Annotated in this window: 12 protein-coding genes and 2 pseudogenes; 9 read left to right on the top strand and 5 right to left on the bottom strand. The window is 72.8% G+C overall.

The annotated features are described in order from the left end of the window. The first annotated feature begins 35 nt into the window (after positions 1-35). Together ACFVYS_RS23060 and ACFVYS_RS23055 are read left to right on the top strand one after the other, a co-directional pair. A complete protein-coding gene (locus ACFVYS_RS23060) occupies positions 36-1466 on the top strand; it encodes a CitMHS family transporter (protein ID WP_389504716.1) in 1431 nt (476 codons plus the stop codon). A 19-nt stretch (positions 1467-1485) separates the two neighbouring features. After that, positions 1486-2724: an MFS transporter gene (locus tag ACFVYS_RS23055; protein WP_389504714.1), complete on the top strand. Its 1239-nt coding sequence runs from the start codon at positions 1486-1488 to the stop codon at positions 2722-2724. A 688-nt stretch (positions 2725-3412) separates the two neighbouring features. Here ACFVYS_RS23055 and ACFVYS_RS23050 read toward each other — a convergent pair. After that, positions 3413-3535: pseudogene (locus tag ACFVYS_RS23050) on the bottom strand (hypothetical protein); the annotation flags it as partial. Positions 3536-3656: 121 nt separating this feature from the next. Here ACFVYS_RS23050 and ACFVYS_RS23045 point away from each other — a divergent pair. From ACFVYS_RS23045 to ACFVYS_RS23030, 4 genes are all read left to right on the top strand, one after another. Continuing rightward, on the top strand, positions 3657-4373 hold the full coding sequence (locus ACFVYS_RS23045; protein ID WP_389504712.1) for a class F sortase: 717 nt from the start codon (positions 3657-3659) through the stop codon (positions 4371-4373). A 238-nt stretch (positions 4374-4611) separates the two neighbouring features. Further along, positions 4612-5949: an ABC transporter ATP-binding protein gene (locus ACFVYS_RS23040; protein ID WP_389504710.1), complete on the top strand. Its 1338-nt coding sequence runs from the start codon at positions 4612-4614 to the stop codon at positions 5947-5949. 132 nt (positions 5950-6081) lie between these two features. Further along, entirely contained in the window at positions 6082-7470 is a 1389-nt protein-coding gene (locus tag ACFVYS_RS23035; RefSeq protein WP_389504708.1) for an aldehyde dehydrogenase family protein, read from the top strand. Between the two features lie 15 nt (positions 7471-7485). Continuing rightward, positions 7486-8568 carry a Zn-dependent alcohol dehydrogenase gene (locus tag ACFVYS_RS23030; RefSeq protein WP_389504706.1) on the top strand — a complete coding sequence of 361 codons (1083 nt, stop codon included), beginning with the start codon at positions 7486-7488 and terminating at the stop codon, positions 8566-8568. 244 nt (positions 8569-8812) lie between these two features. Here the strand turns inward: ACFVYS_RS23030 and ACFVYS_RS23025 are convergent. The 3 genes and pseudogenes from ACFVYS_RS23025 to ACFVYS_RS23015 all read right to left on the bottom strand — a co-directional run. Beyond that, positions 8813-9736: pseudogene (locus ACFVYS_RS23025) on the bottom strand (DMT family transporter); the annotation flags it as partial. Between the two features lie 103 nt (positions 9737-9839). Next, positions 9840-10700 (bottom strand): ArsR/SmtB family transcription factor, encoded by an 861-nt coding sequence (locus ACFVYS_RS23020; RefSeq protein WP_389504704.1) that lies wholly within the window; start codon positions 10698-10700, stop codon positions 9840-9842. Between the two features lie 34 nt (positions 10701-10734). Further along, entirely contained in the window at positions 10735-11376 is a 642-nt protein-coding gene (locus ACFVYS_RS23015; RefSeq protein ID WP_389504702.1) for a TetR/AcrR family transcriptional regulator, read from the bottom strand. 91 nt (positions 11377-11467) lie between these two features. Between ACFVYS_RS23015 and ACFVYS_RS23010 the strand changes: the two genes are divergently transcribed. The 3 genes from ACFVYS_RS23010 to ACFVYS_RS23000 all read left to right on the top strand — a co-directional run bounded on the left by ACFVYS_RS23010 (position 11468) and on the right by ACFVYS_RS23000 (position 13680). Continuing rightward, entirely contained in the window at positions 11468-12619 is a 1152-nt protein-coding gene (locus ACFVYS_RS23010; RefSeq protein ID WP_389504848.1) for an acyl-CoA dehydrogenase family protein, read from the top strand. Positions 12620-12693: 74 nt separating this feature from the next. Next, complete coding sequence (locus ACFVYS_RS23005; RefSeq protein WP_020128241.1) at positions 12694-12981, top strand: YiaA/YiaB family inner membrane protein; 288 nt, start codon at positions 12694-12696, stop codon at positions 12979-12981. Positions 12982-13053: 72 nt separating this feature from the next. Further along, on the top strand, positions 13054-13680 hold the full coding sequence (locus ACFVYS_RS23000) for a TetR/AcrR family transcriptional regulator (RefSeq protein ID WP_389504700.1): 627 nt from the start codon (positions 13054-13056) through the stop codon (positions 13678-13680). 47 nt (positions 13681-13727) lie between these two features. Here ACFVYS_RS23000 and ACFVYS_RS22995 read toward each other — a convergent pair whose 3' ends face one another. Further along, positions 13728-14189 carry a MaoC family dehydratase gene (locus tag ACFVYS_RS22995; protein ID WP_389504698.1) on the bottom strand — a complete coding sequence of 154 codons (462 nt, stop codon included), beginning with the start codon at positions 14187-14189 and terminating at the stop codon, positions 13728-13730. Between the last annotated feature and the right edge of the window lie 71 nt (positions 14190-14260).

Genomic DNA, 14260 nt, shown 5'->3' with positions numbered 1-14260 from the left:
TGGGATGTTCAAGGGCGAACGTTAGGTATCCACTCATGTTGACCATCCTCGGCTTCGCCATGATCGCGACCTTCCTGGTCCTGATCATGCTGAAGAAGATGTCGCCGATCGCGGCGCTCGTGTTGATCCCGGCACTGTTCTGCGTCTTCGTCGGGAAGGGCGCCAAGCTCGGTGACTACGTCATCGACGGCGTCACCAGCCTCGCCCCTACGGCGGCGATGCTCATGTTCGCGATCGTCTACTTCGGTGTGATGATCGACGTCGGCCTCTTCGACCCGATCGTTCGGGGCATCCTGAAGTTCTGCAAGGCCGACCCGCTCCGCATCGTCGTCGGTACGGCGCTGCTCGCCGCGATCGTCTCCCTGGACGGCGACGGCTCCACCACGTTCATGATCACCGTCTCGGCGATGTACCCGCTGTACAAGCGTCTGAAGATGAGCCTGGTCGTGATGACCGGGGTCGCGGCGATGGCCAACGGCGTGATGAACACGCTGCCCTGGGGCGGCCCGACCGCCCGTGCCGCCACCGCGCTCAAGCTCGACGCCAGCGACATCTTCGTGCCGATGATCCCGGCCCTGGCCGTGGGCCTGCTCTTCGTCATCGCCCTCTCCTACGTCCTCGGCCGCCGTGAGCGCGCCCGGCTCGGCACGCTGACGCTGGACGAGGTGCTGGTCGAGGAGAAGGAGACCGAGACGGTCCTGGTGGGCGCCGGCGGCTCCGGCGACGGCACGACCCCCGTCCGCAAGGGCGGCTCCGTCTCCGGCTCCGGCACCGACGCGGCCGCCACTGCCGCGCAGGACGACGAGGACGACGAGGACGACGACTTCCAGGGCCTCGACCCGCACCGGGCCACCCTGCGCCCCAGGCTGTACTGGTTCAACGCGCTGCTCACGGTCACGCTGCTCACCTCCATGATCATGGAGTGGCTGCCGATCCCGGTGCTGTTCCTGCTCGGCGCAGCGCTCGCGCTCAGCGTCAACTTCCCGCACATCCCGGACCAGAAGGCCCGCCTCGCCGCCCACGCCGACAACGTCCTCAACGTCTCCGGCATGGTCTTCGCCGCCGCCGTCTTCACCGGCGTCCTCCAGGGCACCGGCATGGTCGACCACATGGCCACCTGGATGGTGGACGTCATCCCCGCCGGCATGGGTCCGCACATGGCCCTCGTCACCGGCGTCCTGAGCCTCCCGCTCACCTACTTCATGTCGAACGACGGCTTCTACTTCGGTGTCCTGCCGGTTCTCGCCGAGGCCGGCGCGGCGCACGGCGTCTCGCCGCTGGAGATGGCCCGCGCCTCGCTCGTCGCCCAGCCCCTGCACATGTCGAGCCCGCTCGTCCCGGCCGTCTACGTCCTCGTCGGCATGGCGAAGGTCGAGTTCGGCGACCACACGAGGTTCGTGGTCAAGTGGGCCGCCCTGACCTGCCTGGCGATCCTCGGCGCGGGCATCCTGTTCGGGATCATCTGAGCCGACCGTGGAGGAACTTGTGAGGCCCGGCAGGAACCGCGGCTGGCTGCTCCGTCTCGTCATCGCCTTCGGCTTCGCGCAGGGGGCGGTGTCGATGGCCCGGCCCGCCGTTTCCTACCGGGCCCTCGCGCTGGGCGCGGACGAGCGGGCGATCGGTGTCATCGCGGGTGTGTACGCGCTGTTGCCGCTCTTCGCCGCCGTACCGCTCGGCCGCCGCACCGACCACGGCCGCTGCGCGCCGCTGCTGCCGGTCGGAGTGGTCCTCATAGCCGGCGGCTGTGTGCTGAGCGGAGTGGCCGGCTCCCTCTGGGCGATGGCCCTGTGGAGCGGGGTGATGGGACTCGGCCATCTCTGCTTCGTGATCGGCTCCCAGTCGCTCGTCGCCCGTCAGTCCGCGCCGCGCGAACAGGACCGCAACTTCGGTCACTTCACCATCGGCGCCTCCCTCGGCCAACTGGTCGGCCCGATCGCGGCCGGAGCGCTGATCGGCGGTGGCGACATGGCGGACAGCAGCGCACTCGCCCTGCTGGTCGCGGGCGTCGGCTGCGCGGTCGCGTTCACCTCGCTGTGGCGCGTCGAGGACCGCGACACCACGCCCAAGTCCCGTACGGAGCAGGGCGAACGCGTCCCCGTCGGCCGCATCCTGAACGCCCGGGGCGTCCCGGCCGGCATCCTCATCAGCCTGTCCGTGCTGTCCGCGACCGACATCCTCACCGCCTATCTGCCGGTGGTCGGCGAACACCGGGGCATCGCGCCGTCCGTCATCGGCGTCCTGCTCAGCGTCCGGGCGGCGGCCTCCATCGCCTGCCGGCTCGTCCTCACCCCCCTGCTGCGGCTGCTCGGCCGGACCCTGCTGCTCACCGTGACCTGTCTGCTGGCGGCCCTGCTGTGCGCCGGGATCGCGCTGCCGGTGCCGGTCTGGGGACTGGGCGTGATCCTCGCGTTGCTCGGCTTCTGTCTCGGCGTCGGGCAGCCGCTGTCCATGACGACCGTCGTCCAGGCGGCGCCCGACGGCGCCCGTTCCACCGCGCTCGCGCTGCGCCTCACCGGCAACCGGCTGGGCCAGGTCGCCGCGCCCGCCGCCGCGGGGCTGGTGGCCGGGGTCGCGGGGGTGGCCGCGCCGTTCGTGATGCTGGGGGTGCTGTTGCTGGTGTCGTCGGGGGTGGCGGTGCGGTCGCGCGGGGACGCGCGAGGGGAGGCGGCCGTGCCCCCGCGGCGCCGGTCCGGATCGGGGTTGCGCCGGTCGAGCGATGTCTGACGGCGCGTCGGGCGACGCTCCCACAGTCGTGGGCGCCGATGTGAAAGAGAGTCAGGTGCAAGAGCGATTTGTATGAAAATCGTCCTGACTCGGAGGAACGCACATGTCCAGCTCGACGCTCCCGTCCGCCCTCGGCTCCCGCCTCGGCGTCACGGCTCTCACGGTGCTCGCCGCGGCGGGGTTCACCTGCCTCTCGGCACCGTCCGCCGTGGCCGTGGGGGAAGCCGGTGACATCAGGATCCACCGCGAGCACGTCCCCCCGGGCGTCTCGAAGGACGACCCGGTGGCCTGCCGCTTCTACCTCGACGCCGCCAACTTCGGCGAGCTGCCCTCCGTCGGGTACACCATCAAGGCGCGGCCGCCGGCCCCCGACACCGCCACCGTCACCGGCACCATCACCCTGACCCAGGGTGCCGGGCACACCGACACCCTGGGGCTGGCCGAGGGGTCGTACACGCTCGAGTGGACCATCCCCGGGGACGTCCCGGTCCCCTCGCCCAAGGTGAAGGTCTTCAAGATCAACTGCCCTGAGGGCCAGCGCGAGGGGAACGGGAGCCCGAACCGGCCGATCACGGACGACGGCCGCGAGGTCGGCGGTCCTCAGGGCCAGGACGGCGGGGGCCAGAACGGCGGGGGCCAGAACGGCGGGGGCCAGAACGGCACCACGCAGAACGGCACCACGCAGAACGGCACCACGCAGAACGGCACCACGCAGAACGGCACCTCGCAGGGCGCCGGCGGGCGGGAAGGCGGAACACAGGGCGGCTCCGCCTGGAGCGGCGAGAAGGGCGGCCCGGAGGGCGGCGTGCACGCGGGCGGCGGCGGTCTCGCCGACACCACGCAGGCCTTCACCCCGCTGGCCGGAGCCGCGGCCGTCGGACTGGTGGCCGTCGGTGGAGTCGCCTACTTCCGCCTGATCCGCCGGCGCACCCATGGTGCCGCGTAGGCGCGTACGCAGGCCCTGGCACCGGACCCGCGCCTACCGCCTCACCAGGACGGCCGTGCTCGCGGTCGTCCTGGTGACGGTCGGAGTCCGGTGCGGGGGGCACGACGGCCCGGCCACGGCGGCCCGGGCCGGGGAGGTGGCGTCCGGCGGGGCGCAGGCCGCCCCGGCCCCCGGGGGCGACGCCGACGAGGGCCGGACGGCGGGGAGGAAGGCGTCGAACAGCCCGGGACCCCCGCCCCGCCCGCTGCCCCGGTCCCCGGCGACCACCCTGCGCGTGCCCTCCCTGGGCATCGACGTGCCGATCGTCCCGCTCCGGCTCGGTCCGGGCCGGCACCTCGGGACACCCCCGCTCGACCGGCCGAAGCTGGTGGGCTGGTACGCGGGCGGCCCCACACCGGGGGAGCGGGGCACCGCCATCGTCGTGGGCCACCGCGACACCAAGACCGGCCCGGCGGTTTTCGCGGGCCTCGCGCGGGTGGCCCGGGGTGCCCGGATCGAGGCCCGGCGCGCCGACGGCCGCACGGCCGTCTACACCGTGGACCGGGTGCGCGTCTTCGACAAGGCCACCTTCCCCGACAAGGAGGTGTACGGCCCGACCCGCCGCCCCGAGCTGCGCATCCTCACCTGCGGGGGCCTCTTCCGGCACGCGACCGGGTACACCAGCAACGTCGTCGTCTTCGCCCATCTGACGGCGACCCGCTGACCCGCGGCCGTGGCCGCGCCGGTGTCCCCGGGCGCGGAGCCGGCGCCCGCTGAACCGGGCAGTCCGGTTTCTCACCAGTCGGACGGGGGAGTCCGATCCGGGCCTGTCTCTTCCCCCGGGTGCGCACAGTCCGTTAACTTCCGTGACTCACAAGCCCCGTTCGACCCGCACGGGGCAGGTCGGACAGCGGAGCACCGGCCGGGCCGGCCCGGCACACGAGTCCCCGGGGACACTTCTCATGACACGCGCCATCTCGTTGCACGACGTCAGCAAGGTCCATACCCGAGGCGTCCGGGTCGTGGACCGGCTGTCGCTGGACATCGCGCCCGGCGAGTTCCTGGTCCTGCTCGGCCCCTCCGGCTGCGGCAAGTCCACCGTGCTCCGCATGATCGCCGGCCTGGAGCACATCACCGAGGGCGAGTTACGGCTCGACGGCGAGTACGCCAACGACCTGGCGCCCTCGGGCCGGGACATCGCGATGGTCTTCCAGAACTTCGCGCTCTACCCGAACATGACCGGCCGCGACAACATCGGCTTCCCGCTGCGCATCGAGGCCCCCGGCGCCGACCCGGGCCCCCGTGTGGCCGCCACCGCCCGGATGCTCGGCATCGAGGACCTGCTCGACCGCTTCCCCGGCCAGCTGTCCGGCGGCGAACGCCAGCGCGTCGCCATGGGCCGGGCCATCGCCCGGCACCCCTCCGCCTTCCTGATGGACGAGCCGCTGTCCAACCTCGACGCCAAGCTCCGCAACCATCTGCGGGCCGAGATATCCAAGCTGACCCGGGATCTGGGCGTCACCACGGTGTACGTCACGCACGACCAGTCCGAGGCCATGTCGCTCGGTGACCGGGTCGCCGTACTGCGCGGCGGAGTCCTCCAGCAGGTGGGCACCCCGCGATCCGTCTACGCCCTGCCTCGCAACATCTTCGTCGCCGCGTTCATCGGCACCCCGCGCATCAACCTCCTGCGCGGCCTGGTCCGTGCCCCGCTCGACGGAGCGATGACGATCAACCTGGGCAAGCAGGCGCTGCGGCTGCCCGAACCTCACTCCCTGGACCACAAGCTGCTGCGTGTGCAGCAGGGCCGGGAGGTGATCGTCGGGCTGCGCTCGGAGGCGGTCCGTATCGCCACGCCCGCCGACGCCCGGCCCGGTGAGACACACATCACCGGCCTGGTGGAGCACGTGGAGTTCCAGGGCCACGAGGTGCTCGTCCACTTCAACACCGGCTCCCGGCTCGCGGTCGTGCCGGAGCTGGAGGCGCCCCGCCCCGTCCAGCGGCCGCCCCGGCGGCGCCGCCGCGAGGGCGGGGTCCTGGACCGGCTGCGCAAGGGCGCGGGCGGCCTGCGGACCGGCGCGGTCGACGTACTGGACGAGCCGTCGGCGCAGGAGGGGCCGCTCGCGTCCCCGGAGGCCCGCCCCCTCGGCGACCTCGTCGTGCGCACCACCCCCGACTTCGACCTCCGGCGCGGGATGCAGGTCCCGCTCCTCGTCGACATCGCCCATCTCTTCGTCTTCGACCAGCACGGCGAGCGCATCAGCCCGGCTCCGGCCCGGCTGCCGGACCTCGACGAGTGAGAGGGCGTCCCGAGGCGTCCGCGGTCCGGTGTGCTGCGCGTTCCATGTCCTTCACCCGTCGTCCCCTGGTGCCAGAAAACTAACAACGCTAGTTTAGGTCGCGGACGAGGACGCCCGCCCGAAGGGAACGCGATGAAGGCACATGACGGCATCTACCTCGACGGCGCCTGGCGCCCGGCCGCGGGCCGGGATGTGATCGAGGTCGTCGACCCGGTGGGAGAGCAGGTGATCGCCCGCGTCCCGGCGGGCGACGCCGTCGACGTCGACGCCGCCGTACGGGCGGCCCGCGCCGCCCTGCCGGGCTGGGCCGCGACCCCGCCCGCCGAGCGCGCGGCCCGGCTGACCGCGCTCCGGGACGTCCTGGCGGCCCGCAAGGACGAGATCGCCGAGACGGTCACCGCCGAACTCGGCTCGCCCCTGGCCTTCTCCCAGGCCGTCCACGCGGCGGTGCCGATCGCGGTCGCGGGCTCCTACGCCGAACTGGCCGCGACCCACCCCTTCGAGGAGAAGGTCGGCAACTCGACCGTGTTCCAGGAGCCGATCGGCGTGGTCGGCGCCATCACTCCCTGGAACTACCCGCTGCACCAGATCGTCGCCAAGGTCGCCCCGGCCCTCGCCGCGGGCTGCACGGTGGTCCTGAAGCCCGCCGAGGACACCCCGCTGACCGCCCAGCTCTTCGCCGAGGCGGTCCACGAGGCGGGCGTCCCGGCGGGCGTCCTCAACCTCGTCACCGGACTCGGCGCGGTCGCCGGCCAGGCACTGGTCGAGCATCCCGGTGTCGACCTGGTGTCCTTCACCGGCTCCACGGCCGTGGGCAGGCGGATCGCGGCGACGGCGGGCGCGGCCGTGAAGAAGGTGGCCCTGGAACTCGGCGGCAAGTCGGCCAATGTCATCCTGCCGAGCGCCGACCTCGCCCGGGCGGTCAACGTCGGCGTCGCCAACGTGATGTCCAACTCCGGCCAGACGTGCAGCGCCTGGACCCGGATGCTCGTCCACCGCGACCGCTACGACGAGGCGGTCGAGCTCGCCGCGGCGGCGGCCGCCAAGTACGCCGACCGCATCGGCCCCGTCGTCAACGCCGCACAGCGGGACCGGGTGCGGGGGTACATCGAGAAGGGCGTCGCCGAAGGCGCGCGGCTGGTCGCGGGCGGTGCCGAGTCCCCGCGCGAGCAGGGCTACTTCGTCAGCCCCACGGTCTTCGCCGACGTCACCCCCGGCATGGCCATCGCCCAGGAGGAGATCTTCGGCCCCGTCCTGTCCGTCCTGCGCTACGAGGACGAGGAGGACGCCCTGCGGATCGCCAACGGCACGGTCTACGGGCTCGCGGGTGCCGTCTGGGCCGGTGACGAGGCGGAGGCGGTGGCCTTCGCCCGCCGGATGGAGACCGGCCAGGTGGACATCAACGGCGGCCGCTTCAACCCGCTCGCGCCGTTCGGCGGCTACAAGCAGTCGGGTGTCGGCCGCGAGCTCGGCGCACACGGCCTCGCCGAGTACCTCCAGACCAAGTCCCTCCAGTTCTAAGGGAGTCAACCGAACATGGCTGTCCGTGCCGCCGTACTCCCCGCCATCGGCGCTCCGTTGGAGATCAGGGAGATCGTCCTTCCGGACCCCGGCCCCGGCCGGGTCCGCGTCCGGCTCGCCGCCGCCGGGGTCTGTCACTCCGACCTGTCCCTGTCCGACGGCACCATGCGGCTGCCGCTCCCCGCGGTCCTGGGCCACGAGGGCGCGGGCACGGTCGTCGCCGTCGGCGAAGGGGTCGAACACCTGGCACCCGGCGCCGGTGTCATCCTCAACTGGGCTCCTTCCTGCGGAAGTTGTCACCCCTGCACGCTCGGCGAGGTCTGGCTGTGCGTGAACGCCCTCAACGGGGCCGCGGAGGTGTACGCCCGCACGACGGACGGCACGGACCTCCACCCCGGGCTGAACGTCGCCGCCTTCGCCGAGGAGACCGTCGTCCCGGCCTCCTGCGTACTGCCCCTGCCGGAGGGCATCCCGCTCACCGACGCGGCCCTCCTCGGCTGCGCCGTCCTCACCGGCTACGGCGCGATCCACCACTCCGCGCGGGTCCGGCCCGGCGAGACGGTCGCCGTCTTCGGCGTCGGCGGGGTCGGCCTCGCCACCCTCCAGGCGGCCCGGATCGCCGGCGCCTCGACGATCGTCGCCGTCGACATCTCCCCGGAGAAGGAGGAGCTGGCCCGGGCGGCGGGCGCCACGGAGTACGTGGTCGCCTCCGAGCAGACCGCCCGCGAGATCCGCGCCCTCACCGGCAAGCAGGGGGTCGACGTGGCCGTCGAGTGCGTGGGCCGCGCGGCCACCATCCGGACGGCCTGGGAGTCGACCCGGCGGGGCGGCCGCACCACGGTCGTCGGCATCGGCGGCAGGGACCAGCAGGTCACCTTCAACGCCCTGGAGATCTTCCACTGGGGACGCACCCTCGCCGGCTGCGTCTACGGCAACTGCGACCCGGCCGAGGACCTCCCGGTCCTCGCCGACCACGTCCGGGCGGGCCGTCTCGACCTGAGCGCCCTGGTGACGGAGCGCATCGCCCTGGAGGACATCCCGGGGGCCTTCGACAACATGCTGGCGGGCAAGGGAGGGCGGGCGCTGGTGATGTTCTGACGGTGGCCCGCTGCGGCGCGCCCAGCTCGCCCCGGCGCTCTCAGCCCGTCCGGGGGCCGACCCCCCGGACGGGCCCCGGCGCCGGAACGTCCTGCCCGGCTTCCGCCCCCTGCCCCGCGGCCGCCTCCCGCGTCGCTTCCGCCCCCTGCCCCGCGGCCGCCTCCCGCGTCGCCTCCGCCTCCCGCGTCGCCTCCGCCTCCCGCGTCGCCTCCGCCTCCCGCGTCGCCTCCGCCTCCCGCGTCACCTCCGACTCCTGCGCGGACGGGGTGCGCGGCGCACGCGGCCTCGACCGCGACACGGCCACACCCGCCAGGCACAGCAGCCCACCGGCCAGGGTGAGCAGCCCCGGCACCTCGCCCAGCGCCAGCCACGACATCAGGACGACCAGTGCGGGCACGGCGTACGTGGTCGCGCCCATGCGGCTCGCGGTCGTCCGGGCCAGCGCGTACGCCCACGTGGTGAAGGCGAGCGCGGTCGGGAAGACGCCCAGGTAGACCATGTTGAGCGTCGCGGAGACCGGCGCGTCGGCCGCCTCGTGGACCAGCTGCCCCGCGAACGGCAGACACACCACCGTCCCGATGACACACCCGAACGCCGTCACCTGGAGCGCGGTCGCCCGGCCCAGGGCGGGCTTCTGCGCGACGACCCCGCCCGCGTAACCGAAGGCGGCGAGCAGACACAGCACCACCCCGAGCACCGACGATCCGTCCTCGCCCGACATCGACAGCCCCACCGCGACCGCGCCCGCGAACGACACGGCCATCCCCGCCAGCAGTCGTGGCGGCATCACGTCCCCGAGCAGCCGTGCGCCCAGCAGGGCGATGAGGATCGGCCCGATGTTCACCACCAGCGCCGCCGTCCCCGCGTCCACCTGCTGCTCACCCCAGTTGAGCACCACCATGTAGAAGCCGAACCACAGCACGCCCGACACGGCGATCCCGCGCCAGGCGGCCCTCGGCGGCCACCCCGCCCGCCGCACGGCGCAGATGACCCCCAGCACCAGCGCCCCGGAGGCCAGCCGCCCGAGCGCCAGCGCCCCCGGCGAGTACGCGTCGCCCGCACTGCGGATCGACACGAAGGCCGAGGCCCACAGCACGACGGTCACGGCGGCCGCACCTGCGGCGAGCAACTCGGTACGACGTTCGGTACGCCGGGGGCTGTTCATCATGCTCCTCAGGCTAGGAAGAAGGGCGGGTCGAAAGCTCGCGGATTTCGGACGCGGGGCCGGGGACCGGGGCTGCGGGAAACGACGGGCGGGGCGATGCGTGCGGTCAGCGCAGCGCACCCGCCTCGATGCCCAGCAGCTCGGCCAGCGCCCGCTCGCCCGCCGCCGTCACCCTCACGGCCCGCTCGGAGCCGATCCGCACGCACCACCCCGCGTCGAGGGCGTGCCGGCACAGGGCCGCGCCCGCCGCACCCGCCAGATGCGGGCGGCGCTCGGTCCAGTCGAGGCAGGCGCGGGCGAGCGGCCGGCGGGTCGCGCGGTCGAGCGCGATGCCACTGCCCTCGAACCACCGCAGCCCGGCCTCGGTCAGCAGAAACCCGGTGGCCCGTTCCCTGGACGCCGATGACGCTGACGCCGACGACACCGCCGGTGACGTCGGTGCAGCCGGTCCGCTCGCCGCTTGCCCCGCCTCCGCCCCGTCGGTCCGTCCCCCGGGCTCGCTCACCGCGCTCAGCAGTCCGTGGGCGGTGAGCGCGTCGGTGACGGCGATGCCGAGCCGGCCGGCGAGGTGGTCGTAGCAGGTCCGGCCCCGGGCCATCGCCGATCCGGCACTCGCGGCGCGCAGGGTGCGCGGCCGGTGGGCGGGGTGCGGGGCGACCTGGCCGGCCAGGTCCTCCACCAGCTGGGCGACCCGGGTGTCGGCGAGCCGTACGTAGCGGTGCCGCCCCTGCCGTTCCTCGGCCAGCAGCCCGCCCGCGACCAGCTTGCCCAGGTGCTCGCTCAGCGTCGACGGGGCCACGCCCGCGTGCCGGGCCAGCTCACCGGCGGTCCACGCCCGCCCGTCGAGCAGCGCCAGCAGACAGACGGCCCGCGTCTCGTCGGCGACGAGCCCGGCCAGGGCGGCCAGCCCCGGCGCCCGTGCGTCCCTGTCGTTCCCGGTGTCCGTGATGCTCACGTCTCCCAGCATGCGCGACGGACACTTCGGCGACGGCCGAACCGTGCTAGGGCAGCTGCCCGAACTGCTGGGAGAGCCCGTCCAGCAGTGCCGTCAGCCCCGTCTCGAACGCCCGGTCGTCGATCTTCTCCTGCTGCTCGGCGAGGAGGTGGGCCTGTCCGAGGTGCGGGTAGTCGGCGGGGTCGTAGGCGCTCACGTCGTCGACGAAGCCGCCGGCGAAGGAGCCGAGCGCGGAGCCCATGACGAAGTACCGCATCAGCGCGCCGATGGAGGTGGCCTGCGCGGGCGGCCAGCCGGCGCGGACCATCGCGCCGTACACCGCGTCGGCGAGCCGCAGCCCGGCCGGCCGGCGGCCGGGGCCCTGGGCGAGCACCGGGACGATGTTCGGGTGGTCGCGCAGGGCGGCGCGGTAGGAGACGGCCCAGTCGCGCAGCGCGGTCCGCCACTCCCGGCCGTCCTCGAACATCGACAGGTCGACCTGCGCGCTCACCGAGTCGGCGACGGCCTCCAGGATCTCGTCCTTCGTGCGGAAGTGGTTGTACAGCGAGGGCCCGCTCACCCCCAGCTCGGCGGCGAGCCGCCGCGTGGAGACGGCCGGCAGGCCCTCCGCGTCCACGAGCGTCCGTGCGGTCTCGACGATCCGGTCGGTGCTGAGAAGGGGCTTGCGCGGTCGGGCCATGGCGCACATAGTAGGGCTGCGGAACGAAAACTAGCAGTGCTAATTTAAGCGGCAATCGTGAAGCGGTCCTGAAGGACTTCCTCTGTGGGGTGATCTCGTGGTGAATCTGGCGCTCAGCGAGGAGCAGGAAGCCGTCCGGCGGCTCGCCAAGGACTTCGTGGACCGCGAGGTCGCCCCGCATGTCATCGCCTGGGACCGTGCCGAGGACATCGACCGGTCCCTGGTCGAGAAGCTCGGCGAGGTCGGCTTCCTCGGCCTGACGATCGACGAGGAGTACGGCGGCTCGGGCGGCGACCACCTCGCGTACTGCCTGGTCACGGAGGAGCTGGGCCGCGGGGACTCGTCCGTGCGCGGGATCGTGTCCGTCTCCCTCGGGCTGGTCGCGAAGACCGTCGCGGCCTGGGGGAGCGAGGAGCAGAAGCGCCGCTGGCTGCCGGGACTGACGTCCGGCGAGTACGTCGGCTGCTTCGGCCTCACCGAGCCCGGCACCGGCTCGGACGCCGGCAACCTCGGCACCCGCGCGGTCCGCGACGGCGACTCCTATGTCATCAACGGCACCAAGATGTTCATCACGAACGGCACCTGGGCCGACGTGGTCCTGCTCTTCGCCCGCTCGACCGACGCGCCGGGCCACAAGGGCGTCTCCGCGTTCCTCGTCCCCACCGACACCCCGGGCCTGAGTCGCCGCGCGATCCACGGCAAGCTCGGCCTGCGCGGCCAGGCGACCGCCGAACTCGTCCTGGACGACGTCCGGGTCCCCGCCGCCGCGATGCTGGCGCCCGAGGGCAAGGGTTTCTCCGTCGCGATGTCGGCGCTCGCCAAGGGCCGCATGTCGGTCGCGGCCGGTTGTGTCGGCATCGCGCAGGCGGCCCTGGACGCGGCGGTGCGGTACGCGGGCGAGCGCGAGCAGTTCGGCAAACCCATCGCCCACCACCAGCTGGTCCAGGAACTGATCAGCGACATCGCGGTCGACGTGGACGCGGCCCGGCTGCTGACCTGGCGGGTCGCCGACCTGATCGACCGGGGTCTGCCCTTCGCCACCGAGTCCTCCAAGGCCAAGCTCTTCGCCTCGGAGGCCGCCGTGCGCGCCGCCAACAACGCCCTGCAGGTCTTCGGCGGCTACGGCTACATCGACGAGTATCCGGCGGGCAAGCTCCTGCGCGACGCCCGCGTGATGACCCTCTACGAGGGCACCAGCCAGATCCAGAAACTGCTCATCGGGCGGGCGCTGACGGGGGTTTCGGCGTTCTGAGCCGGAGCGCCTGAGTACGCGTCTGAGTAGGTGCGCGGATGTGGCGCGGACCCCCTGCGCCGAAGCTTGTCCCCATGAGTGACACACCGGTCAAGCAGCAGAGCACGGCGGCCTTCTACGGACAGGCCGTCGCTTCCTTCGGCATCGCCATCGCGGCCACCGCCATCGGCATCTACAACCTCCACACCGACGCCTGGGTGCGCGGCTTCCTGGCGATCGCCGTCCTGTATCTGGTGACCTCCGCCTTCACGCTGGCGAAGGTGATCCGGGACCGTCAGGAGGCCGGGCAGATCGTGAGCCGGGTGGACCAGGCCCGCCTGGAGAAGCTCCTCGCCGACCACGACCCCTTCGAGAAGATCTGAGCAGGCACGCTAAGCGGCCGCTCACCTTCGGCGGTATGGTGTAGCTCCTGTACCGAGAGGGGCGAACGAGCGATGAGTACGGCGGAGGAGACGGCCGGCGGCGAGATCGAGCCGTGGGAAGAGGTCACCCCTGACGCGGCCCGGCGACTGCTGGTCGCGGCCGTGGAGGCCTTCGCCGAGCGCGGATACCACGCGACGACGACCCGCGATATCGCCGGCCGCGCGGGGATGAGCCCGGCGGCCCTGTACATCCACTACAAGACCAAGGAAGAGCTGCTCCACCGCATCAGCCGGATCGGCCACGACCGCGCGCTGGGCATTCTGCGCACGGCGGCCGCCGGCGAGGGCGACGCCACCGGGCGCCTCGCGGACGCCGTGAGCTCCTTCGTCCGCTGGCACGCCGGGCGGCGCACCACGGCACGGGTCGTCCAGTACGAACTGGACGCGCTCGGCCCCGACGCCCGCGCCGAGATCCTCGACCTGCGCCGACAGGTCGACGCCGAGGTGCGCGGGATCATCGAGGACGGCGTGGCGAGCGGCGAGTTCGCCGTGCTGGACGTGCACGGCACGACCCTCGCCGTGCTGTCCCTCTGTATCGACGTGGCCCGCTGGTTCAACGTGGACGGCCCCCGCACGCCCGACGAGGTCGGCGCGCTGTACGCCGACCTCGTGCTGCGGATGGTGGGCGCGCCGAAGTAGCGCCCGGCGGGGGCGGCGCCTGGAGACGGGCGCCTGGAGACGGGCGCCTAGAGGTAGTAGCGGGACACCGACTCCGCCACGCACACGGGCTTGTCCCCGCCCTCGCGCTCCACGGTGAAGGCGATGGCCACCTGGACGCCGCCGGTGACGTCCTCGACGCCGGTGATCGTCGCCGTGGCGCGCACGCGTGAGCCGACGGGCACCGGGGCGGGGAAGCGGACCTTGTTCGTCCCGTAGTTGACGCCCATCTTCACGTTCTCGACCCTGATCAGCTGCGGGCCGAAGAGCGGCAGCAGGGAGAGCGTGAGATAGCCGTGCGCGATGGTGGTGCCGAAGGGGCCGGCGGCGGCCTTCTCGGGGTCGACATGGATCCACTGGTGGTCGCCGGTGGCCTCCGCGAAGAGGTCGATCCGCTTCTGGTCGACCTCCAGCCAGTCGGTGTACCCCAACTGCTCGCCCACCGCCGCCTTCAGGTCGTCGGCGGACGTGAAGATCTTCGGCTCTGCCATGTCTGCGGCCCTCTCGCGTCACTAGCTGCCCATGTCACCGTGCCATAGGTCTAAGCGACTGCTTAGCATGG

It is taken from the genome of Streptomyces sp. NPDC058295, assembly GCF_042880655.1.
In the GTDB taxonomy this organism is placed as follows: domain Bacteria; phylum Actinomycetota; class Actinomycetes; order Streptomycetales; family Streptomycetaceae; genus Streptomyces; species Streptomyces coriariae.
The sequence above is the reverse complement of the archived record's forward strand: the minus strand, read 5'-3'. Positions and strand labels throughout refer to the sequence as shown.